21 protein-coding genes are annotated in these 22648 nt (G+C 73.0%); 16 read left to right on the top strand and 5 right to left on the bottom strand.

Annotated features, from left to right (window positions below):
- Nucleotides 1–79 precede the first annotated feature (79 nt).
- From QR78_RS00460 to dnaQ, 5 genes are all read left to right on the top strand, one after another.
- Nucleotides 80–910 (top strand): pyruvate, water dikinase regulatory protein, encoded by an 831-nt coding sequence (locus QR78_RS00460; protein WP_048425512.1) that lies wholly within the window; start codon nt 80–82, stop codon nt 908–910.
- 7 nt (nt 911–917) lie between these two features.
- Nucleotides 918–1538, top strand: a complete 621-nt coding sequence (locus QR78_RS00455; protein WP_048425511.1) for a Maf family nucleotide pyrophosphatase — start codon at nt 918–920, stop codon at nt 1536–1538.
- 239 nt (nt 1539–1777) lie between these two features.
- Nucleotides 1778–2641: a shikimate dehydrogenase gene (locus QR78_RS00450; RefSeq protein ID WP_048425510.1), complete on the top strand. Its 864-nt coding sequence runs from the start codon at nt 1778–1780 to the stop codon at nt 2639–2641.
- Nucleotides 2638–3243, top strand: a complete 606-nt coding sequence (gene coaE / locus QR78_RS00445) for a dephospho-CoA kinase (protein WP_048425509.1) — start codon at nt 2638–2640, stop codon at nt 3241–3243. Before QR78_RS00450 ends, coaE begins: the two co-directional genes overlap by 4 nt.
- 48 nt (nt 3244–3291) lie before the next feature.
- On the top strand, nt 3292–4005 hold the full coding sequence (dnaQ, locus tag QR78_RS00440) for a DNA polymerase III subunit epsilon (protein ID WP_048425508.1): 714 nt from the start codon (nt 3292–3294) through the stop codon (nt 4003–4005).
- Nucleotides 4006–4027: 22 nt separating this feature from the next.
- On the opposite strand, the gene QR78_RS00435 is transcribed toward dnaQ, so the two are convergent.
- The 4 genes from QR78_RS00435 to gcvT form a co-directional block, all read right to left on the bottom strand.
- A complete protein-coding gene (locus QR78_RS00435) occupies nt 4028–4264 on the bottom strand; it encodes a type II toxin-antitoxin system VapB family antitoxin (protein WP_048425507.1) in 237 nt (78 codons plus the stop codon).
- Nucleotides 4265–4539: 275 nt separating this feature from the next.
- The gene (gene gcvP, locus QR78_RS00430) at nt 4540–7389 is read right to left on the bottom strand and encodes an aminomethyl-transferring glycine dehydrogenase (RefSeq protein WP_048425506.1); all 2850 of its coding nucleotides are present in this window, start codon (nt 7387–7389) and stop codon (nt 4540–4542) included.
- 265 nt (nt 7390–7654) lie between these two features.
- A complete protein-coding gene (gene gcvH / locus QR78_RS00425) occupies nt 7655–8017 on the bottom strand; it encodes a glycine cleavage system protein GcvH (RefSeq protein ID WP_048425505.1) in 363 nt (120 codons plus the stop codon).
- 14 nt (nt 8018–8031) lie between these two features.
- Nucleotides 8032–9165 carry a glycine cleavage system aminomethyltransferase GcvT gene (gcvT, locus tag QR78_RS00420; RefSeq protein WP_048425504.1) on the bottom strand — a complete coding sequence of 378 codons (1134 nt, stop codon included), beginning with the start codon at nt 9163–9165 and terminating at the stop codon, nt 8032–8034.
- Between the two features lie 293 nt (nt 9166–9458).
- On the opposite strand from gcvT, the gene mdeB reads away from it, so the two are divergent.
- The 8 genes from mdeB to QR78_RS00380 all read left to right on the top strand — a co-directional run bounded on the left by mdeB (nt 9459) and on the right by QR78_RS00380 (nt 18805).
- Nucleotides 9459–12191: an alpha-ketoglutarate dehydrogenase gene (gene mdeB, locus QR78_RS00415; RefSeq protein ID WP_048425503.1), complete on the top strand. Its 2733-nt coding sequence runs from the start codon at nt 9459–9461 to the stop codon at nt 12189–12191.
- Nucleotides 12192–12414: 223 nt separating this feature from the next.
- Nucleotides 12415–13434 carry an AAA family ATPase gene (locus QR78_RS00410; RefSeq protein WP_048425502.1) on the top strand — a complete coding sequence of 340 codons (1020 nt, stop codon included), beginning with the start codon at nt 12415–12417 and terminating at the stop codon, nt 13432–13434.
- 83 nt (nt 13435–13517) lie between these two features.
- Nucleotides 13518–14387: a DUF58 domain-containing protein gene (locus tag QR78_RS00405; protein WP_082171821.1), complete on the top strand. Its 870-nt coding sequence runs from the start codon at nt 13518–13520 to the stop codon at nt 14385–14387.
- Nucleotides 14374–14808 (top strand): DUF4381 family protein, encoded by a 435-nt coding sequence (locus QR78_RS00400; RefSeq protein WP_048425500.1) that lies wholly within the window; start codon nt 14374–14376, stop codon nt 14806–14808. The genes QR78_RS00405 and QR78_RS00400 overlap by 14 nt, the downstream gene beginning before the upstream one ends.
- Before the next feature lie 5 nt (nt 14809–14813).
- On the top strand, nt 14814–15782 hold the full coding sequence (locus QR78_RS00395; RefSeq protein ID WP_048425499.1) for a VWA domain-containing protein: 969 nt from the start codon (nt 14814–14816) through the stop codon (nt 15780–15782).
- 10 nt (nt 15783–15792) lie between these two features.
- Nucleotides 15793–16713: a VWA domain-containing protein gene (locus QR78_RS00390; RefSeq protein WP_048425498.1), complete on the top strand. Its 921-nt coding sequence runs from the start codon at nt 15793–15795 to the stop codon at nt 16711–16713.
- Nucleotides 16656–17537, top strand: a complete 882-nt coding sequence (locus tag QR78_RS00385; protein WP_048425517.1) for a hypothetical protein — start codon at nt 16656–16658, stop codon at nt 17535–17537. Before QR78_RS00390 ends, QR78_RS00385 begins: the two co-directional genes overlap by 58 nt.
- Nucleotides 17531–18805 carry a BatD family protein gene (locus QR78_RS00380; protein WP_048425497.1) on the top strand — a complete coding sequence of 425 codons (1275 nt, stop codon included), beginning with the start codon at nt 17531–17533 and terminating at the stop codon, nt 18803–18805. The genes QR78_RS00385 and QR78_RS00380 overlap by 7 nt, the downstream gene beginning before the upstream one ends.
- On the opposite strand, the gene QR78_RS00375 is transcribed toward QR78_RS00380, so the two are convergent.
- Nucleotides 18793–19659, bottom strand: coding sequence for a hypothetical protein (locus tag QR78_RS00375; RefSeq protein ID WP_048425496.1), 867 nt, complete (start codon nt 19657–19659; stop codon nt 18793–18795). The genes QR78_RS00380 and QR78_RS00375 overlap by 13 nt on opposite strands.
- Nucleotides 19660–19748: 89 nt before the next feature.
- Here QR78_RS00375 and QR78_RS00370 point away from each other — a divergent pair, with 89 nt between their 5' ends.
- From QR78_RS00370 to QR78_RS00360, 3 genes are all read left to right on the top strand, one after another.
- Nucleotides 19749–20111 carry a metalloregulator ArsR/SmtB family transcription factor gene (locus tag QR78_RS00370; RefSeq protein WP_244276550.1) on the top strand — a complete coding sequence of 121 codons (363 nt, stop codon included), beginning with the start codon at nt 19749–19751 and terminating at the stop codon, nt 20109–20111.
- 92 nt (nt 20112–20203) lie between these two features.
- Nucleotides 20204–21442: an allantoate amidohydrolase gene (locus tag QR78_RS00365; RefSeq protein WP_048425494.1), complete on the top strand. Its 1239-nt coding sequence runs from the start codon at nt 20204–20206 to the stop codon at nt 21440–21442.
- Nucleotides 21443–21463: 21 nt separating this feature from the next.
- Nucleotides 21464–22648: NAD(P)/FAD-dependent oxidoreductase (locus QR78_RS00360; RefSeq protein WP_048425493.1), on the top strand; the 1185-nt coding region annotated here is incomplete at its 3' end.

The following is a 22648-nucleotide window of genomic DNA, read 5'->3' as shown; positions in this document are numbered from 1 at the left end:
CGCGGCCGATCGGTGGACGACGCACCGAGCCTCGGAGTCTTGGTGTCTGCCGCGCCCGCGGCGAGCCCGGGGAGCCCGCGTGGTCCGCAGCTACTTCCACCTCCACCTCGTGTCGGATTCCACCGGCGAGACCCTGATCAATGTCGGCCGCGCCGCGGCGGCGCAGTACGAGGGGGTCTCGGCGATCGAGCACGTCTATCCCCTCGTGCGCTCCGGTACCCAGCTCGAACGGGTGATCAACGAGATCGAGCAGGCCCCCGGCATCGTGCTCTACACCCTGGTCGGGCGCGAGCTGACCGAGCGGCTGGAGGAGGCCTGCCGGGCCACCGGCTCGCCGCTGCTCTCGGTGCTGGAGCCCGTGCACCAGCTGCTGCAATCCTATCTCGGCACCCACTCCACGGCGCGGCCCGGCGCGCAGCACATGCTGAACGCGGAGTACTTCAAGCGCATCGACGCGATGAACTTCACGCTCGCGCACGACGACGGCAACCTGCCGCACGACCTCAACGAGGCCGACGTGATCCTGCTCGGGGTGAGCCGCACCTCGAAGACGCCGACGGCGATCTACCTCGCCAACCGGGGCCTCAAGACCACCAACATCCCGCTCATCCCCGGCGTGCCGCCGCCGCCGGTGCTGGAGACCCTGCGCCAGCCCCTCATCGTCGGGCTGATCGCCTCGCCGGAGCGGATCGTCCAGATCCGCCAGAACCGCCTGCTCAGCCTCAAGGCCGACGATTCCTCCTCCTACGTCGACCGCGACGCGGTGGCGAACGAGATCGCCTCCTCGCGCCGGCTCTTCGCCCGCAACCGCTGGCCGGTGATCGACGTCACCCGGCGCTCGATCGAGGAGACCGCCGCGGCGATCCTCGACTATTACCGCGAGCACCGTCTGAAGTTCATCGCCGACTGATCGTCCGATGCCGCACCCTTCCTCGCTCTGGCGCGGGTCCGCGCCGCTCCTCCTCGCCTCGACGAGCCCGACCCGGCGCGCGCTGCTCGAATCGGCCGCTCTTACCGTCGAGACCCATGCGCCGGGCGTCGACGAGCGCGCCGTCGAGGCGCAGGCCGCCGGTCTCTCCCCCGCCGATCTCGCCGAGCGGCTGGCGGCCGCCAAGGCCGCCACGGTCGCGGACCAGGCACCCGACCGGGTGGTGATCGGCGCCGACCAGGTGCTCGACCTCGACGGCACGGTCTTCCACAAGCCCGCCGACCGGGCGGGGGCCGCCACCCATCTCGCCCGGCTGCAGGGGCGCACCCACGCGCTCCATTCCGCCGTGGCCTTGGCGGTCGACGGCGCGGTGGCCGAGGTGTTCGTCGCGACGGCGCGGCTGACGATGCGGCCCCTCGATGCGACGGGGATCGACGCCTATCTCGACGCCGCCGGATCCGCCGTCACCGGCAGCGTCGGCGCCTACCAGCTCGAAGGCGTCGGCATCCACCTGTTCGACCGTATCGAGGGCGACCATTCGACCATCCTGGGCCTGCCGCTGCCGCCGCTGCTCGCCCGGTTGCGGGAGCGGGGTTTGCTGGCGTTCTGAGTCAGTCCGAGGCAAGGCAGCGGCATGGCACCTGTACCCTTCGTCCCACCCGTCACCTCATCCTGAGGTGTCAGTTCATCGAAGATGGACTGACCTCGAAGGAGGACTCCAGAAGCCTCCGCAATCCTTGGAGCCCTCCTTCGAGGCTGCGCGATCTACGATCGCCCAGCACCTCGGGATGAGGTTGAGGATTGGACCGATTTCGAAAAGCACTCGAACCGCCTGAGACTGATGTCGCGATGACGACCCCGCACCCCAGAGCCTTCGTGGTGGGCCACCCGATCGCCCATTCCCGCTCGCCGCTGATCCACGGCCACTGGCTCGCCGAGCACGGCCTGCCCGGGACTTACGAGCGCGTCGACGTCCATCCCGACGCCTTTCCGGATTTCGTCCGGTCCCTGCGCGGGGCGGGCTTCGTCGGCGGCAACGTGACGATCCCGCACAAGGAGGCGGCGTTCCGCCTCGTCGACCGGCTGACGCTCCGGGCGGAGCGGATCGGCGCCGTCAACACCCTGTGGTTCGAGGACGGGCGCCTCCACGGCGACAACACCGATGCGCCGGGCTTCCTCGCCCATCTCGATGCCAGTCTCGGGGCCGGCTGGCCGGAGGCGACGGGGGTTGCGGAGGGGCGTGCCGCCCTGGTGCTCGGTGCCGGCGGGGCGGCCCGGGCGATCCTGGTCGGCCTCCTCGAACGCGGCCTCGACCGTCTGGTCGTCGCCAACCGCAGCGCCGAGCGGGCCGAGAGCCTGACCGCCCTCGATCCCGCCCGGATCACCGCCGCTCCCTGGGACGCGGTGCCGGCGCATCTGCCGGAGACCGGGCTCCTGATCAACACCACGGCCCTCGGCATGGCCGGCCAGGATCCGCTCTCCCTCGACCTCGCGCCGCTACCGGCGCGCGCCGCGGTGGCCGACATCGTCTACGTGCCGCTGGAGACCCCGCTGCTTGCCGCCGCCCGGGCCCGCGGGCTGCCGGCCGTCGACGGGCTCGGCATGCTGCTGCACCAGGCGGTGCCGGGGTTTGGCCACTGGTTCGGCCATACGCCGTCGGTGACGCCCGCCCTGCGCGCCCGCATCGTCGCCGATCTCGGGAGCCACGGGTGAGCCGGCCCTTCATCCTCGGCCTCACCGGCTCGATCGGCATGGGCAAGAGCGCCACCGCGGCGATGTTCCGGGCGCGCGGCGTGCCGGTGCATGATGCCGATGCCTGCGTTCACGCCCTCTACGGGCCGGGCGGGGCCGCCGCCGCCGCCATCGGCGCGGCTTTCCCCGGCACGCTCAGCCCCGATGGCGCGGTCGATCGCGCGGCGTTGCGCGACGCGGTGCTCGGCCATTCCGAGCGCCTGCGCCACCTCGAATCCCTGGTCCATCCCCTGGTCGGTGCGGCCCGGGACGCGTTTCTCGCCGCCCATGCCGCGGCGCCGCTCGTCGTCCTCGACGTGCCGCTGCTGTTCGAGACCGGCGGCGAGCGCCATTGCGACGCCGTCGCGGTGGTCACCGCCCCGGCCGCGGTGCAGCGCACCCGGGTGCTGTCCCGGCCGGGCATGACCGAGGCAGCCTTCGCGCAGATCCTCGCCAAGCAATTGCCCGACGCCGAGAAGCGCCGCCGCGCCGATTACCTGATCGAGACCGATCGCGGGTTCCCTCACGCCGAGGCGCAGGTGGACGCGGTGATCGCCGCCGTCGCGGCGAGGCGGGCCGGTTAACGCTTCCTCGCTACACCGCTCGACATCAGATCACAGGGGAACCGCACGATGCTGCGCGAGATCGTCCTCGACACCGAGACCACCGGCACCGAGGCCAAGACCGACCGGCTGATCGAGATCGGCTGCATCGAGCTCCTCAACCACATCCCGTCGGGCCGCGAGTTCCACCGCTACATCAACCCGCAGCGGGCGGTCTCGGAGGGCGCGTTCCGGGTCCACGGCCTCTCGGATGCGTTCCTCGCCGACAAGCCGCTCTTCGCGCAGATCCTGCCCGACTTCCTGGAATTCTGCGGCGACGCGACGCTGGTGATCCACAACGCCGCCTTCGATGTCGGCTTCCTCAACGCCGAGTACGCGCGGCTGGGCGACAAGGCACCGCCGCCGATCGAGCTCGCGAGCGTCGTCGACACCCTGGCGCTCGCCCGCCGCAAGCATCCGGGCGCGGCCAACAACCTCGACGCACTCTGCTCGCGCTACGGCATCGACAATTCCCGCCGCACCAAGCACGGCGCGCTCCTCGATTCGCAGATCCTCGCCGAGGTCTATATCGAGCTGCTGGGCGGCAAGCAGACGACGCTCGGCCTGACCGTCGAGGGGAATGCCGGCCCGGCCGGTCCGAGCTTGCGCGCCGCCCCCGTCGCGCACGGCCCCCGCCCGATCCGCAGCCGGCTCACCGAGGCCGAGCTGGCGGCGCATGCGGCCTTCACGGCGGGCATGGGCGAGAAGGCGATCTGGCGGGATTATGTGGGGGAGGTGGGGTGAGGCCCCTGCCGTCGAACGCTAGTCACGGATCTTCGTAGAGGCCATCGAGGAAGGCTTGATCGATAGGCTGTGGGTTCGGGCCGGCCTGCTCTCGCAGCCTGCCCGCAAACTCGATCGACCGGGTGACGAGATCGTCCGTCTCGCATTCGAGCGCGCCGCCTGGGGCTTGTCGCACCGTCTCGGTCCCGGTGGCGCGCTCGAGGGACGCCGGCTCTTGGGCGAGCGTGTCGACCTTCGGACCCTTGACGAAGAGGGCCATCACTCATGAGCCTCCGTAGATGTCACATTCTCCCCGTCATTCCGGGGCCGCGCAGCGGAGCCCGGAATCCAGACGCTCAGGTGGTCCAGAAAGAGGCGGGAGGCTCTCCGCTCGATCCTGAACCCTCCGCGGTTCTGGATTCCGGGCTCCGCTGCGCGGCCCCGGAATGACAGGTCGGGTTTCATGTCGTCAGGCTCGGCCAAACAATCTCCCGGATGAACCTGATGCAGCAGCGCCCGATCTCGAGGTGATCGGGCGCCCGAGAAATGCCGGTCCTACTCCGCCGCCTTCATGTAGCTCTCCACCGGCGGGCACGCACACACGAGGTTCCTGTCGCCATAGGCATTGTCGACCCGGTTGACCGGCGGCCAATACTTGTCGACCCGGAAGGCGCCGGCCGGGAAGCACGCCGCCTCGCGGGAATAGGGCCGTTCCCAGGGGCCGATCAGGTCCTCCACCGTGTGGGGGGCGTTCTTGAGCGGGTTGTCGGCCCGGTCCATCCGGCCCTCCTCGATCGCCCGGATCTCGTCGCGGATCGCCAGCATGGCGTCGCAGAAGCGGTCGATCTCGCCCTTGGTCTCGGATTCGGTCGGCTCGATCATCAGGGTGCCGGCCACCGGCCAGCTCATCGTCGGCGGGTGGAAGCCGCAATCGATCAGGCGCTTGGCGATGTCCTCGACGCTGACGCCGGCGCTCTTCATCAGCGGACGGACATCGACGATGCATTCATGCGCCACGCGCCCATGCGTGCCGGTGTACAGGACCTCGTAGGCGCCGGCCAAGCGCTTGGCGATGTAGTTGGCGTTGAGGATCGCGATGCGGGTGGCTTGCGTGAGGCCCCGCCCGCCCATCAGCAGGCAGTAGCTCCAGGAGATCGGCAGGATCGCCGCCGAGCCGTAAGGAGCGGCCGAGACCGAGAATTCGCGCCCGTCGGTCTCGACGTGGCCGGGCAGGAACGGGATCAGGTGCGCCTTGACGCCGATCGGCCCCATGCCGGGCCCGCCGCCGCCATGCGGGATGCAGAAGGTCTTGTGCAGGTTGATGTGGCTGACATCGGCCCCGATGTCGCCGGGCCGGGCGAGGCCGACGAGGGCATTCAGGTTGGCGCCGTCGAGATAGACCTGGCCGCCATGGGCGTGGGTGATGTCGCAGATCTCCCGCACCGCCTCCTCGAACACCCCGTGGGTGGACGGGTAGGTGATCATGCACGCCGCAAGGTTGTTGCCGTGCTTTTCGGCCTTGGCGCGGAAATCGGCCAGGTCGACGTTGCCGTCGCGGTCGGCCCCGACCACCACGACAGTCATGCCGCACATCTGCGCCGAGGCCGGGTTGGTGCCGTGGGCCGAGGACGGGATCAGGCAGATCGTCCGGTGCCCCTCCCCGCGCGACAGGTGGTAGGCGCGGATCGCCAGCAGGCCGGCATACTCGCCCTGCGCACCGGAATTCGGCTGCATCGAGATCGCCGCGTAGCCGGTGATGTCGGCGAGTTTTTGCGAGAGATCGGCGATCATCTCGGCATAGCCCTCGGCCTGGTCCTTCGGCACGAAGGGGTGCAACTCCGAAAATTCCGGCCACGAGACCGGCAGCATCTCGGCGGTGGCGTTGAGCTTCATCGTGCAGGACCCGAGCGGGATCATCGCCCGGTCGAGGGCGAGGTCGCGGTCGGCGAGGCGGCGCATGTAGCGCGTCATCTCGCTCTCGGCCCGGTTCATGTGGAAGATCGGGTGGGTCAGGTACTCGGAGGTGCGCGCCAGATCCTCCGGCAGGCGCGGCGCGGGCCAGGATTCGTCGTAAGCGAGGCTGTCCCCGCCGAAGGCCCGCCACACCGCCTCGATGATGTCGGGCCTCGTGCGCTCGTCGACCGTGATGCCGATCCGGTCGGAGCCGACTTTGCGCAGGTTGATCCCGTTGGCGACGGCGTTCTTCAGGATCACGCCCTGGAACGGCCCGACCGTCACGGTGATGGTGTCGAAGAACGCTTGCGGATGGGTCTCGAAGCCGAGTTGGTTCAGGCCCGCGGCGAGCCGGGTCGCGTCGCGGTGGATGCGCATCGCGATCGCCTTGAGCCCGCGCGGCCCGTGGAACACCGCGTACATCGAGGCGATGACCGCCAGCAGCACCTGGCTGGTGCAGATGTTCGAGGTCGCCTTCTCGCGCCGGATATGCTGCTCGCGGGTCTGGAGCGAGAGCCGGTAGGCGCGGTTGCCGCGGGAATCGACCGAGACTCCGACGATGCGCCCGGGCAAAGCCCGCTTGTGGGCGTCCCGCGTCGCCATGTAGGCGGCGTGCGGCCCGCCATAGCCCATCGGCACGCCGAAGCGCTGCATCGAGCCGATTGCGATGTCGGCCCCCATCTCGCCCGGCGGCTTGAGGAGGGTGAGCGCCAGCGGATCGGCCGCCACCACGGCGATGGCGCCTGCCTTGTGCAGGCGCACGATCACGTCGGTGAAGTCGTGGGCCGCGCCCTCGACGCCTGGATATTGAAAGATCGCGCCGAACACGGCCGCGGGATCGAGGTCGGTGAGGGGATCGCCGACGACGATCCGCCAGCCGAACGGCTCGGCCCGGGTCTTCAGCACCGCGATGGTCTGCGGCAGGCACTGGGCGTCGACGAAGAAGGTATCGGGTTTGGCGGTGGCGATCCGGCGCGCCATGCCCATCGCCTCGGCGGCGGCCGTCGCCTCGTCGAGGAGCGAGGCGTTGGCGATGTCGAGCCCGGTCAGGTCGCCGACGCAGGTCTGGAAGTTGAGGAGCGCCTCGAGCCGGCCCTGGCTGATCTCGGGCTGGTAGGGCGAATAGGCCGTGTACCAGGCCGGGTTCTCGAAGATGTTGCGCTGGATCGCCGGCGGCATCGTGGTGCCGTGATAGCCCTGGCCGATCAGCGAGGTCAGCAGCGTGTTCTTGTTGGCGGTGGCCCGCAGCCGCTCGATCGCCCGGCGCTCCGACAGGGCGGCGCCGAACTCGGTCGCTTCCTTCTGGCGGATGCCGGCCGGCAGGGTCTCGTCGATTAGGGCGTCGAGGCTCTCGGCACCGACCACCTCCAGCATGCGGGCGATCTCCTCCACCGACGGGCCGATATGGCGGCGGTTGGCGAAGTCGTAGGGATCGTACTTGTCCATCGGCATGGGAGGGTTGCCCTGGTCGACAGCCGCGTGGGGCGGCTTGAAAGATGGAGCACGTCTCCCCTCTCCCGTGTGGGAGAGGGTCGGGGGATCGAAGATCCCGCGTGAGGGTGACACGCTTCAGTATTAAACTCGAAGCGTCGTGCTGGCGGCGGAACGGTTCAGTTTTCTTGCTGCACCGTCTCCACCCTCACCCCTACCCCTCTCCCAAACGGGAGAGGGGATCCCGCGCTATACTGGTATCGAAATAGATTAGGCGGGAATCATGTCAGCCGACGAAGGCCCGATAGGCCGCCTCGTCCATCAGCCCGTCGAGCTGCGACGGGTCGCCGAGGCGGACGCGGTAGAGCCAGCCGGCGCCCTGGGGATCGGTGCCGACGCTCTCGGGGTTCGCCACCGCGGCCTCGTTGATCGCGGTCACCTCGCCGTCGACCGGCGCGTAGACGTCGGAGGCGGCCTTCACCGATTCCACCACCGCGGCGGCGGCGCCCTTCGTCAGCGTCGCGCCGACCTTCGGCAGTTCGATGAAGACGAGGTCGCCGAGCTGCTCGGCGGCGTGATCGGTGATCCCCACCGTCGCCACGTCGCCCTCCAGGCGCAGCCACTCGTGCTCGTCGGTGTATTTCAGCATGTGTTTCCCCTCGTTCAGGACCGTTTGAAGCCGGCGGGGCGGAACGGCAGCGGCACCACCGCGCAGGGCAGGCGCTGGCCGCGCACCTCGGCGAAGACCGTCGTGCCGGGCGCAGCCAGCGCGCGTGGCAGCATCCCCATGGCGACCGGTCCGTCCAGGCTCGGCCCGAAGCCGCCGGAGGTCACCCGGCCGACCGGTTCGCTCGCATCGGCGGAGCCGAAGAGGGCGGCGCCCGCCCGCACCGGGGTGCGCCCTTCGGGTTTGAGGCCGACCCGCAGCCGCGCCGGTCCCTCCGCCAGCTCGGCCAGGATGCGCTCGGCCCCGGGAAAGCCGCCGGCCCGGTCGCCGCCGCGGCGCCGCACCTTCGGGATCGCCCAGGCGAGACCGGCCTCGACCGGCGAGGTCTCGGGGCCGATATCCGAGCCGTGCAGGCACAGGCCCGCTTCGAGGCGCAGCGAATCGCGGGCGCCGAGGCCGATCGGCTTCACCTCCGGCTCGGCCAGCAGCGCGCGGGCGAGCGCCAGGCCGGAGGCGGGCGGCAGCGCGACCTCGAACCCGTCCTCGCCGGTATAGCCGGAGCGGACGGCCACGCCCTCCTCGCCCGCGAACGCGATGGTGCGCGCATCCATGAAGCGCATCTCGGCCACCACCGGCAGATGCCGGGCGAGGGCCGCTTCCGCCCCCGGGCCCTGGAGCGCGATCAGGGCCCGCTCGACCGGTTCGACCGTGCAGGCGGTGCCGATCGCGTCGAGCAGGTGGGCGAGGTCGGCGGCCTTGTTGGCGGCGTTGACGACCAGAAGGTAGTGGTCGCTCACGTTGGCGAGCATCAGGTCGTCGAGGATGCCGCCGCCCTGCAGCGTCAGAAAACCGTAGCGCTGGCGCCCGAGGCCGAGGCCGAGGACATCGATCGGCAGCACCGTCTCGAGGGCGCGAGCGGCGTCGCCCGGGTCGCCGGAGCGGGCCCGTACGGCGATCTGGCCCATATGCGAGACGTCGAACAGGCCGGCAGCCTGGCGGGTGTGCAGATGTTCCTTCAGAAGCCCGAGCGGGTAGTGCAGCGGCATGCTGTAGCCGGCGAACGGCACCATCCGGGCGCCGGCCTCCCCGTGCAGGGCATGCAACGGCGTCTCATGGAGGCTGGCGGTCATCGCGGAGGCTCCCGAGCGTGTCCGGGCGCAGGCGGGACCACCGGTCCCGTACGGCCCGACTTCGAGCGGGAGGCTAGGACAAAAGTGCCATTGACGCTACCCACGACCGTCGGGCGTGGCGGCCAGTCCGGCCGGTAACCGTTCCGCTTCTCCCGCGATGTGTGGCAAGAACGACCGATCCGATCGGCTTAATCGAAAATGTTTTGCGCGATCGGCTCCAAAGGCGGCAAACGAAGCAGCTTCTGCCGCGACCGGCGAATTATCCTGGCGCCATCGATGGGAGAAACGACGCCATGAGCGCGAGCGCCAAGCCGAGCCCGGCCCTGCCGGTCAACGAGAACGACCGCCCGACCGGTCAGGCGATCCTGGGTCCCCGCGGCGTGGCCGATCCGGATCCGGCCGAGACCGCGGACTGGCTCGCCTCCCTCGAATCGGTCCTGCGCCACGGCGGCGCGGCCCGGGCGCGCTTCCTCCTCGACAGGCTGGAGCAGAAGGCGCGGGAGATCGGCATCGTCGAGGAGGCGCCGCCCTACTCGCCCTACCGCAACACCATCCCGCTCGAGAAGCAGCCGCCCTATCCGGGTGACCTCGCGGTCGAGGAGCGGATCACCTCGATCATGCGCTGGAACGCGCTCGCCATGGTGGTGCGGGCCAACATGGCCTACGGCGAGCTCGGCGGCCACGTCGCGAGCTATGCGTCCGCCGCCGAGATCTTCGAGCTCGGCTTCAACCACTTCTTCCAGGCCGGCGACGCCACCGGCGCGGGCGCCGACCTCGTGTTCTTCCAGCCGCATTCGGCGCCCGGCGTCTATGCCCGCGCCTTCCTGGAGGGGCGGCTCTCCGAGACCAACCTGAAGCATTACCGCCAGGAGATCGCCGGCGAGGGGCTGTGCTCCTACCCGCATCCCTGGCTGATGCCCGAGTTCTGGCAGGTGCCGACCGGCTCGATGGGCATCGGGCCGATGAACGCGATCTACCAGGCGCGCTTCATGCGCTACCTCAGCGACCGCGGCCTCGCGGAGACGGCCGGCCAGCACGTCTGGGGCGTGTTCGGCGACGGCGAGATGGACGAGCCGGAATCGATCGGCGCGCTGACGCTGGCGGCCCGCGAAAAGCTCGACAACGTCACCTTCGTGATCAACTGCAACCTCCAGCGCCTCGACGGACCGGTTCGCGGCAACGGCCAGATCATCCAGGAGCTGGAGAGCGTCTTCCGCGGCGCCGGCTGGAACGTCGTCAAGGTGCTGTGGGGCTCGGAATGGGACGCGATCTTCGCCCGCGACACCAACCACGCCCTGCTGCGCCGCTTCGCCGCCACGGTGGACGGCAAGTACCAGACGCTGGGCGCCAAGGACGGCGCCTACAACCTCGCCCACTTCTTCGGTGAGGACGAGGAGGTGAAGGCGCTGGTCTCCCACATGTCGGACGGCGACGTCGACAAGCTCAAGCGCGGCGGCCACGATTTCCGCAAGCTCTACGCGGCCTTCGCCGCGGCGAAGGCCACCAAGGGCCGCCCGACGGTGATCCTGGCCAAGACCAAGAAGGGCTACGGCATGGGCGGGGCCGGCGAATCGCGCATGACCGCCCACCAGGCGAAGAAGCTCGACACCGACGCTCTCAAGGCCTTCCGTGATCGCTTCGCCCTGCCGCTCACCGACGCGCAGGTCGAGGGCCTGGAATTCTACAAGCCCGACGAGAACAGCCGCGAGTTGCGCTACTTGCGCGAGCGCCGCGAACAACTCGGCGGCTTCCTGCCGAAGCGCCGTCGCACGGCGGCCCACGTCCCGGTGCCGGATCTCTCGACCTATGCCGGCTTCGCGCTCGAGGCCGACGGCAAGGAGATGTCGACCACCACCGCGGCGGTGCGGCTGTTCAGCAGCCTGATCAAGCACAAGGAGCTGGGCCCGCGCGTCGTGCCGATCGTCGCCGACGAGGCGCGCACCTTCGGCATGGCGAACCTCTTCCGGCAGGTCGGCATCTACTCGCCGCTCGGCCAGCTCTACGAGCCGGAGGATGCCGGCTCGATGCTCTACTACAAGGAATCCCGCGACGGGCAGCTCCTGGAGGAGGGCATCACGGAAGCGGGCGCGATCTCGTCCTGGGCCGCGGCCGCGACCTCCTACAGCGTCCACGGCCTCGCGATGCTGCCGTTCTACATCTACTACTCGATGTTCGGCTTCCAGCGCGTCGGCGACCTGATCTGGGCGGCGGCCGACCAGCGCGCCCGCGGCTTCCTGATCGGCGCCACGGCGGGCCGCACCACGCTCGGCGGCGAGGGGCTGCAGCACCAGGACGGGTCGAGCCACCTCGTCGCCGCGACGATCCCGAATTGCCGCGCCTACGACCCGGCCTTCGCCTACGAGATGGCGGTGATCCTCGATCACGGCGCCCGCGACATGATGGAGCGCGACGTCGACGCCTTCTACTACGTCACGGCAATGAACGAGAACTACGCCCAGCCCTCGATGCCCGACGGCGTGCGGGACGGGATCATCCGGGGGATGTACCGTTTTGCCGGCTATGGAAACGATGAGCCGGCTATTCGTCTTCTCGGCTCGGGGGCTATCCTGCCGGAGGTCATCGCGGCGGCCAAGCTCCTCGCCGAGGAATGGGGCATCGCCAGCGAGGTCCACAGCGTCACGAGCTTCAGCGAGCTCGCCCGCGAAGCCCGCGAGGTCGAAAGGTCGAATCGCCTCAATCCGGGTCTGCCGCCGAAGCGCAGCCTCGTCGAGGAATCGCTGTCCGGTCCCGCCCCGGTGGTCGCCGCCACCGACTACGTCCGCGCCTATCCGCAGCTGATCGCGACCGCGATCCAGGCCCGCTACGTCACGCTCGGCACCGACGGCTTCGGCCGCAGCGACACCCGCAGCGCGCTGCGGGCCTTCTTCGAGGTCGACCGTCACCACGTCGCGGTGGCGGCGCTCGCGGCGCTCGCCGACGACGGCAAGCTCGACCGAGCGACGGCGGCGGAGGCGGTCGCCCGCTACGGGCTCGGCGCGAACCGGCCGGCGCCCTGGACGGTGTGAGGGCATTCGACCGGGCAAGGCGCGGGACTTCGGGCCCCACGCAGGCGGGAGCTTAAGGGTCCCGCCTGCGTGGGAGATTGTGTCAGGACGTCCCCGGTCTCACCGCGGACTTAAGAACACGTCGGCACTCGCTCCCACGGGATTGACGCTGCCCCCAAGACACGGCCTGATCCACCCAAGGCCGGGCCATCGAAGCACCGGCGCGGCGGAGGGGACGCAGCGGATGGCGCGAGGCGCTGAGCAGGCGGTGGCGCGGGACCTCGTCGGGGCGACACCGGCGCCCGACGATGCGGGGCGCGCGCGGCTCCACGCCCTTCGGACCGGTCTCGAAGCCGGACTGATCGGCTCGACCGGCCTCGTCGAGCGGCTGCTGATCGGGCTCCTCACCGGCGGCCACCTGTTGATCGAGGGGGCGCCGGGCCTCGCCAAGACCCGGGCGGTCAAGCGCCTCGCCGACGGGCTGCATACGGGCTTCGCCCGCATCCAGTGCACCCCCGACCTGATGCCCGCCGACCTCACCGGCACCACGGTCTGGCGGCCCGACGGCGGCCGGTTCGAGTTCCTGGAAGGCCCGTTGTTCCATTCCCTGGTCCTCGTCGACGAGGTCAACCGCGCCCCGCCCAAGGTGCAGTCGGCGCTGCTCGAGGCGATGGCCGAGCGCCAGGTCACGGTGGCGGGCACCACCCATGCCCTGCCCGATCCCTTTATGGTGGTGGCGACCCAGAACCCGATCGAGCATGCCGGCACCTTCCCGCTGCCGGAGGCGCAGCTCGACCGGTTCCTGCTCCACGTCGTGGTCGAGATGCCGGACGAGGCGTCCGAGCGGCGCATCCTCGATCTCGTCGAGGGCGAGATGACCGAGGATGTCGCGCCGATGCCGGTGCGGCTCACCGCGGAAGAGCTGCGCGCCGCCCGCACCGCCGCGCTCAAGACCCACGTCTCGCCGGCGCTCAAGGACTTTCTCGTCCGCCTCGTCGCCGCCACCCGGGGCGGGCCGGCGGCGGCGGACCTGCGCGGCGCCATCGAGCATCCGGTCTCGCCCCGCGGCACCCTGGCGTTGATGCTCGCCGGCAAGGCCCGGGCCTACCTGCACGGGCGCGACCACGTCACCCCGGACGACATCGTGGCGCTCGCTCCCGACGCGCTCGCCCACCGCCTCGCCCTCACCTGGCGCGCCGCCGCCGAGGGGCAGACCACCCGGGCGCTCGTCGCCGGCCTGCTCGACCGGGTGCACCCGCTCTGAGGATCGTCCCGACCGTGGCACGGCCGCTTCCCGGCTCCGATCCGCTCAAGGCCCCGGGCATCGCCCTCGAGGCCGCCGCCCTCATGGGCCTGCGCCACCTCGCCCGCCGCGGCGCCGGCACGGCGACCCGGGTCCGCGCGGGCCTGCCCGGCGGCCTCGTCACCCGGCGGCGCGGGCGCGGGACGGAGCCCGACGACGTGCGCCCCTTCGCCGAGGGCGACGACGTGCGCCACATCGACCGCAACGTCACCGCCCGCACGGGATCGCTCCACGTCCGCACCCATCACGAGGAGCGCGACCGCGCCGTGGTGCTGGTGGCGGATTTCCGGCCCTCCATGCTGGTCGGCACCCGCCGGGCCCTGCGCTCGGTCGCCGCCGCCGAGGCGCTGGCGCTGCTCGGCTGGCGCATCGTCGGCGATGGCGGCCGGGTCGGTCTCTGCGTCGCGGCTCCCGAGCCCGCCGCCCTGCCGCCCGCGGGCGGCGGGCGCGGCATGGCGGCCCTGTGCCAGGCCCTGGCGCGGGCCCACGAGCGCGCGCTCCTCGGCCCTCTGGACCCCGACCCGCCGCTCGGACCCGTGCTGGAGCGGGCCCGCGCGCTGCTGCCGGCGGGCGGGCACCTCGTGCTCGCGAGCGCCCTCGACGCGCCGGGCGAGGGGTTTGCCGAGGCGGTGGCGGTCCTGGCCGAGCGCATCTCGGTGAGCCTGATCCTGGTGAGCGACCCGTTCGAGCGCGCCGCCCCGCCCGGCCTCTATCCCTACGCCACCCCGGACGGGCGGCGCGGCACCGCCCGGCCGGCCAAGGAGTCGGCCAAGGGACTCGCCAAGGCACGGCCGGCGCCGGAGGAGCGCGTCGCGCCCTATACCCGCCTCGGCGTCGCGACCCTGCGCGTCGATTCCGAGATGGGTCCCGAGGGGGTCGCCCCCCTGATGGAGCGGCTCGATGCCGTGCTGTGAGGTTCCCCCCGGCGCGCTCTCCGCCCTGCGCGGCCTGCACCTGCCGCCCGATCCGGGTCTGGTCCGGCCCGGGGTGCTGGCGGCGGTCGTGGCGGGCCTCGCGCTCGCGGGTCTCGTCGCCTGGCTGTGGCCGCGCTGGCGCGCCCGCCCGGTTCGGCGCGCGGCGCTCGCCGAGCTCGCCGCCGCCCGCGCCCTGCCGCCCGCCGAGCGCCGCCTCGCCCTGGCCCGCCTCAGCCGGCGGCTCGCCCGCAGCCTCGGGGTCGAGGGGCCGGCGGGGCTCGACGCCGCCCTGCGCACCGACTTCTTCGGCCGCGGCCCCGGCCGGGTGCTGACCGAGGCCCTCTACGCCCCGGGGCCGGTGCCGGACCTGTCGGCCGCCGAGGCCGGGCTCGCCCGCCTCGTCGCCGGCCTGCGGGCCTGACGCCGATGGCCGGGCTCGCCTCCCTCGACTTCGCGGCACCGCTCGCCGCCCTGCTCCTGCCGCTGCCGCTTCTGGCCGCCCGCTTCCTGCCGCCGCGGCCCGGGGGCAGCGGGGCGCTCGCCGTCCCCGCCTCCCTCGTCGCGGGGCTCGATCGCGGCGGGCCGCTCACCGTCGGGGTGCGGGGCCGCGCGGCGCTGACCTGGCTCCTCTGGGTCGCCCTCGTCGCCGCGCTCGCCGGTCCGCGGCTGGTCCTGCCCGGCGCGGCTCTGCCGGCCTCAGGGCGGGATATCGTGCTCGCCCTCGATCTCTCGGGCAGCATGGAGCGGATCGACTTCTCCCTCGACGGGCGCACCTCCTCGCGGCTCGCCGCGGTCAAGCGCGTCGGCGCCGACTTCATCCGCCGCCGGACCGGCGACCGGGTCGGCCTCGTGATCTTCGCCGACCAGGCCGACGTCGCTGCCGCCCCGACCTTCGACACCAAGGCCGTCGCCCGGGCGCTCGAAGAGGCGCAGATCGGGCTCGTCGGCCGCTCGACCGGTATCGGCGACGGGCTCGGCCTCGCCTTGAAGCGCCTCCAAACCCTCCCGGGTCCCTCCAAGGTGGTGGTGCTGCTCTCCGACGGCGCCAACAATGCCGGCCAGACCACCCCGCGGGACGTCGCCGTGCTCGCCCGCGAGCTCGGCATCCGGGTCCACACCATCGCGCTCGGCCCCCGCGACCTCGCCGACGCGAACGGCGAGCAGGACGTGGTCGATTCGGACGCCCTGCGCGACGTCGCGGCGACGAGCGGCGGCCGCTTCTTCCGGGTGCGCACCACCGACGACCTCGCCGGGGTGGCCGACAGCATCGACGCCCTAGAAGGCGGCCGCGACCGGGCCCCGCCGGTGCCGCTGCGCCGCGACCTCTGGCCCTGGCCCGGCGCCGTGGCCCTGCTCTCGGCACTGGCCCTGCTGCTGACCCGGAGGGCCGCGTGAGGACGTGTCCATGACCGAAGCCGTCACGCTCCTGCGCCCGTGGTGGCTCCTCGCCCTGCCGGTCCTCGGGCTGCTCGCCTGGCGCGCCGCCCACCGCTCGGCGCCGCTCGGCGACTGGGTCCGGGCCGTCGAGCCGCACCTGATGGCGGCGCTCGCCGCCCGCGGGGCGGTGCGGCCGGGGCGCCGGGGCGGGCAGGTCCTCCTGGTGCTGGCCGGCGCCCTCCTGGCGCTGGGCCTCGCCGGCCCGGCGCTGGAGCGGCGCGACGTGGCGGGCTTCCGCAACCTCGACGCGACGATCCTGTGCCTCGACCTGTCGCGCTCGGTCGCGGAGGGCGGGCGCCTCGGCGAGATGCGGGTGCTGGCCCAGGCGCTGGCCGAGGCCGCCGGCACCCGCTCGGTCGCCTTGGTGGCCTATGCGGGCGACGCCTACCTCGCGGCGACGCCGACCACCGACCGCGACTCCCTCGGCACGATCCTGTTCGCCCTCGACGGCGCCACGGTGCCGGATCGCGGCAGCCACCCGGCCCGGGCGCTGGCGCTCGCCCGCCGGACGCTGGCCGAGGGCGCGGTGGTGACCGGCGACGTGGTGCTGGTGAGCGACGGCGGCGGCCTCGACGACGCGGCAATGCGCGAGGCCGCGGCGCTGGCGGCGGACGGCCACCGGGTGCACACCGTGCTGGTGACCGATCCCGCCCTGCCGCCCGAGGCGCCGCGGCCGGACGGCGCCGGCATGGCCCGCCTCGCCACGACCGGCGGCGGCAGTGCCGGCAGCCTCGACGCGCCGGCTCCCGTGCTGGCGGCAATCTCCGAGACGGTCGCCCGCCACCTCGCCGAGGGCGGCTACGCGGTGCTGGCCTGGCGCGATCTCGGCCGCTGGCTCGCCGGCCTCGCCCTGCTGCCGGTCCTCATGCTGTTTCGGCGGAGCGCCTGATGCGGATCGCGCTTCTCGCCGCCGGTGGCCTCGCCCTCGTCGGACTCGCGGTCGAGCCCGCCGCGCTGGCCCGCCTCCTGATGGGTGCCGGGATGCCGGGCCTCGCGGCCGCGATCAGCGACGACCCGGCCTGGCGCGGCACGGCCCTCTACGCCGCCGGCCGCTATCCGGAAGCCGCCGAGGCCTTCGCGGGATCGCCCTACAACCGCGGCAACGCGCTGGCGCTCGCCGGCGACCTCAAGGGCGCGATGGCCGCCTACGACGCGGCGCTCGTCCGCGACCCGTCCGACGAGGACGCCAAGGCCAACCGCGAGCTGATGGCGCGCCTGCTCGACACGCCGGACGCTCCAGGCGGGCGCACCGCCGGAGAGGCCAACGCCCAGGCCGACGCGACGACCCGCTACGCCACCAAGACCGAATCCGACGCCAACGATGCGGGCACCGCCTCGACCGGCGAGGGGCTGGCCGGTCACCGCGAGGCCTCCACGGCGGCGGATTCGCCCGGCAATTCCAAGGCCGCCCGCACCGGCAAGGCCGAGCAGCGGGCGGTCGATCCCGGCCGCGGCCAGGCCCGCGGCTCGGCCAGCGACGCCGAGGGCGGCGGGCGCCAGGGCGGCGGCAATGCCAGCGTGTCCGAGGTGGTGGAGCGCGAGGTGCGTCGGGTCTCGAAGAGCTTCGAGGCCCGGGAGATCCGCCCCGACCGGCACTGGCTCGCGACCCTGCCGGACGATCCCGGCCGCTTCGTCCGCCTGCGCATCCTCGCCGAGCAGACCCGCCGCCGCGCCGACGGCACCGCCGTGCAGCCCGGGAGCAATCCATGGTGACGTCGTGGCGCAGGGCGCGCGGAAGCCTGCTCGCGGTCGTGCTGGTGCTCGCCGCCGCTCCCGCCCGGGCGCTGGAGGAGGGCGACCTCACCCTCACGGTCACGGCCGAGACCCCGGGCTCGGCCGAGCCCTATCCGCGCGAGATGGTGCTGCTGCGCATCCACGGGGTCTACCGGGCCCAGATCGCGCTCGAGGAGCTGCGCCAGCCGAGCCTGCCGCATTTCGGCTGGACCCAGCTCGGCCGCGACCGCTGGTCCCGCACCACGATCCAGGGCCAGGAAGCCCGCAGCTTCGAGCGCGTCGTCGCGGTGTTTCCGCAGGGACCCGGCCGCTTCACCGTCGATCCCTTCATCCATCGCCTGACGATCGTCGACAACGGCGAGCGCCGGGTGGTCGAGGTGCGCTCCCCTCCCCTGCCGATCGCGGTCGCGGCCTGGCAGGGCCCGGGGGGGCCCGAGGCGGCGGAGCCCTGGTGGCTGCCGGCCCGGGACCTGACGGTGACCGACGCCTGGGAGCCCGAGCCCGAGACCCTGAAGCTCGGCGAACCGGCGCGCCGCACCGTGACGCTGGAGGCGAGCGGCCTCACCGCCGACGCCCTGCCGCCGCGGCCGGTTCTGCGCACCCGCGGCGTCCTCACCTTCGCCGGCCCGGTCGAGCGGCAGACCCGCATCACCCCGGCGGGTCCCGTCGCCCGCGTGACCTATCGCTGGGACGTGCGCCCCGGCGTGCCCGAGCCGATCACGCTCTCGGCGATCACCATCCCGTGGTTCGACACGAAGGCGCGGGTGATGCGCGAGGCCGAGATCCCGGCCCGCATCATCGGCGGCCGCGCCGCGGCGGTCGAGGCGGCTCCGCCCCCCGCCCCGGCCTCGCCCTGGCGGGTGCTGGCCGCGGGGCTCGCCGCCTTCGGCGTCGGCCTCGGCGCCTGGCGAACCTTGCGCCGCCGCGAGGCGCCGGGGGCCTCCGCCCTGCGGGCGCTGGCCCGGGCCGGCCGGCGGCGCGACCCGCGGGCCTTCCATGCGGCCATCAGCGAGGTTGCCCGCCGCGATCCGGCGCGCGCCGCCCTCTGGCGGGCCGATCCCGGCACCGGTCCGCGTCTCGCCGCCCTCGACGCCGCCCTGTTCGGTGATGGTCGGACGCCGGTCCCGCATCGGGACCCGGTGCCGGACCTCGCCGGCCTCGCCCGCGACCTCGCGCGCCTGCACCCCCCGACGATGGCGCCGGATGCCCTGGCGCCCCTCGACGGTCCCGTGCGTCACGCCGGCTGAGGCAGGCGCTGGGGGCCGGGCTCCCCCGCGAGGAGCCGCGCCCGGGTGGCGTGGAAGGCGGTGCCGGCCGCGGCGAAGAACCCCGCCGGCAGCGCGCCGTAGCGCGACAGCCGCGCCTCGACCGTGCCCCAGCCGACCGCCTCGGCGATCGCGAAGGCGCGCAGCCCCTTCTCGATCCGCTCATCGGTGTCGGCGAAGTCGGCGAAGTGCAGCGTCTCCCGGCGCGGCATATAGGCAAAGCGAATCGAGGGGCGCAGCGCCAGGCGCCGCACCGGTTCCCAGGCGAAGCCCGCCGCGGCCGCCGCGACCGCCGGCGCCACCACGGCGCGTTGCTCCCAGCGGAAGCACGCCTCGAACAGATACGCCCGCTCGCCCGGGTTCAGGCTCCGCATCCGCCGCCCGGCCCGGTGGCAGCGGTTGAGCGCGTCGAGGAGCCCGGGATCGAGATGCGCCTCGGCGCCGGCCCGCTCGCCATGGGCCAGGGTGAAGCGGTAGCCCGCATAGACCTCGACGAAGACCCGCCGGTTGATCTCCCGGAAGGCCTCGGCGAAACCCGCCAGGCCGGCGAGCCGGGCCCGGCGCAGGTCCGGCCGGTGCAGCGCCGCGAGGGAGAGCGCGGCCCCGGCCCGGCCGCCCCAGGCGAAGTAGCCCCGGGCCCAGAGCGCACCGTGCGCGGCGAGGAGCGGAAAGGCGTGGCCGCCGCCCGAGTGGCGGAAGAGGTGGTGATAGGCCAGGGTGCGCTGGGCGAGGTCGCCCGTGCCCCCGGCGAGGAGCTCCGCCTCGTGCCGCGCGGCGGCGTAGTCCCGTGCGAGCCCGTCTCCCGCCTCGACACCCGACGCCTCCGAGCCCGCCATCGCCGCCTCCTGTTTAGGCTGTAGCCTAAATTGCACAGGGTGGGGAGGGCTGCTATTTTGTCAACGGTCTAATTAGTCGGGGGCCTAAATTGTCGGACGGCCTGCAGGTGATGGCGGAGGCGCTGGTGTCGCCGGTCCGGCGCAAGATCCTCGCCTACCTGTCGGCCGGTCCGCTCAGCGCCGGGGAGATCGCGGCGCGGTTCGAGATCTCGAAGCCGTCGCTGTCGGGCCATCTCTCGATCCTGTCGGCGGCCGGGCTGATCGTCGGTGCGCGCCACGGCAACCGGATCGAGTACAGCTTGGTCGAGGACAGCCTCGTCAACAAGCTCGGCGCCCTGGTGCAGGAGGTCTGCCCGGTGGCCGGGCCGCTGCGGCGCGAGGCCCGCCGAAAGGCGGTGCGACGGGACCGCTCCCCGGACGACGCGACGTCGGACGAGCCGCAGGCCGGCTGACGAAATCCGGGAAGGCGGGATGCGGCCGGTTGCCTTCCGCGGCACCGTCCCTGCATACCCCCGTGGTTCCCGCCCGAAGGGTCGCGACCGCAATGACCGAGACCAGCCTCCGCCTCGGCGCCCGCGTGATGGCGCTGATCGACGACCTTGCCGGCCACACCGACGAGCCCGGCCGGCTGACCCGGCTCTACCTCTCGCCGGCCCATCGGGCGACGGCGGAGGCGGTGCTGGACCTGATGCGGGCGGCGGGCCTCTCGGCCCGGATCGACGCCGCCGGCACCGTGGTCGGGCGGCTGGAGGGTCGCGCGCCGGGGCTGCCGGCCCTGGTGCTCGGCTCGCATATCGACAGCGTGGTCGATGCCGGCCGCTACGACGGCCCCCTCGGGGTCGCGGCGGCCCTGGTGGTCGCGGAGGAGCTGCGCGGCGAGGCCCTGCCCTTCGCCCTCGAGGTGGTGGCCTTCGGCGACGAGGAGAACGTCCGCTTCCCGACCTCGCTCTCGACCTCGAAGGCGTGGGCCGGCCAGTACCGGTCCGAGTGGCTGGAGGGCCGCGACGCCGCCGGTCTCACCTTGCGCGAGGCGCTGGTGGCCTTCGGCGGCGACCCGGACGGGATCCCGGCGCTCGCCCGGCGCCCGGACGAGGTCGCCGGCTACCTGGAGGTCCATATCGAGCAGGGCCCGGCGCTCGAGGCGGCGGTGCAGCCGGTCGGCGTGGTCTCGGCCATCGCCGGCCTGACCCGGGCGCGCTGCACCGTGACGGGCGAGGCCAACCACGCCGGCACGGTGCCGATGGGGATGCGCCGGGACGCGCTTGCCGCCGCCGCCGAGATGGCGCTCGCGGTCGAGCGCCTCAGCGAGGGCATGCCCGGCACCGTCGCCACGGTGGGGTCGCTCGCGGTGGTGCCGGGCGCCGTCAACGTGATTGCGGGCCAGGTCGATTTCAGCCTCGACGTGCGCTCGCCGGTCGATCCCGACCGCCACGGCCTGTTCGCGGCGATCCAGGCCGAGTGCCGGGCGATCGCGCAGCGCCGCGGAGTCGGTTTCACGAGCGAGACCTTCATGGACAATCCCGCGGTCGGCCTCGATCCGGGCCTGCGGGCCGGCCTCGACCGGGCGGCGCGGCGCCTCGGCTTCGCGCCGCTGCCGCTGCCGTCGGGCGCCACCCACGACGCGGTGGCGATGGCGGCGCTCGGCCCCTCCGCGATGCTGTTCGTGCGCTGCCGCGGCGGGATCAGCCACAACCCCGCCGAGTCGATCACCCTGGAGGATGCCGACGCGGCGACCCGGGTGCTCCTCGGCACGGTGCGCGACCTCGCGGGCCTCCCCCACTGACCGATACGAGACACTCAGGTGATGCAGCAGGACGAACGGACGGCCGACATCGTGGTGGTCGGCGGCGGCATGGTGGGGCTGTCCTCCGCCATCGCGCTCAAGGATAGCGGCCTCGACGTGGTGCTGTGCGATCCGGGCGAGGCCCGGGCCCGCACCTCCTACGGCAATGCCGGCGTGGTCAGCCGCGGCTCGATCTTCCCGATGTCGAGCCCGGCCCTGTGGGGCAAGCTGCCGGCCTATCTGCGCAACGCCGATGCGGGCCTGCGGCTGCGCCACCTCCACCTCCTGCGGGTGATGCCCTGGGCGGCGCATTTCCTGGCGAGCGCCCGGACCTCGGCCTGGCGCCGGGCCGCCGCGGCGTTGGCCCCGCTCACCGACGCCGCCTTCCCCGAGCATCGCCGCCTCGCCGACCGGGCCGGCGTGCCCCACCTGCTGCGCGAGAGCGGCTGGGTGAAGCTCTACCGCACGGAAGAAGCCTTCGCGGGGGCGGCCCTCGAGCGCGAGATCCTCGCCCATCACGGCGTGCCGTTCGAGATCTTCGACGGGCCCGCGATCCAGGCCCTGGAGCCGGCGCTGATCCGCCCCTTCGCCCGGGCGATGCTGCTGCCGGAGACCGGCGCGGTCGGCGATCCGGGCGGGCTGGTCGAGGCGAGCGAAAAGCTGTTCGCCGGCCTCGGCGGGCGGATCCTGCCCACCACCGTGTCCCGCCTCGAGCCCGAGGCCGAGGGCTGGCGCGTCGTCCATCCGGGCGGCACGGTGCGGGCGCGCCAGGTCGTGCTGGCGACGGGGGCGGCGGCCAACGAGCTGTCGCGCCCCCTCGGCTACCGCTTCGCCTTCGCGGCCGAGCGCGGCTACCACCGCCACTACGCGCTCCTGCCCGGCAGCCCGGCCCTGACCCGGCCGATCTACGACACCGGCGCCGCCTCGATCCTGTCGCCGATGGGCGAGGGCCGGGTGCGGGTGCTCTCCGGCGTCGAGGTCGCCGACCGCCACGCCGAGCCGGATTACCGCCAGATCGAGGCGGCGGCGAAGGAGGCCGCCGGCACGGTGCGCCTCGGCCAGCCCCTCGACAACCGGCCCTGGCTCGGCTCGCGCCCCTCGACCCCCGACGGCTTGCCGGTGATCGGACCCGCCCCGCGCCACAAGGGCCTGATCTTCGCCTTCGGCCACGGCCATATCGGCCTCTCGACCGGCCCGATCACCGGC

Origin of the sequence: Methylobacterium indicum (assembly GCF_001043895.1) — a bacterium.
In the GTDB taxonomy this organism is placed as follows: domain Bacteria; phylum Pseudomonadota; class Alphaproteobacteria; order Rhizobiales; family Beijerinckiaceae; genus Methylobacterium; species Methylobacterium indicum.
This window is presented reverse-complemented; position numbering and strand designations above follow the sequence as displayed.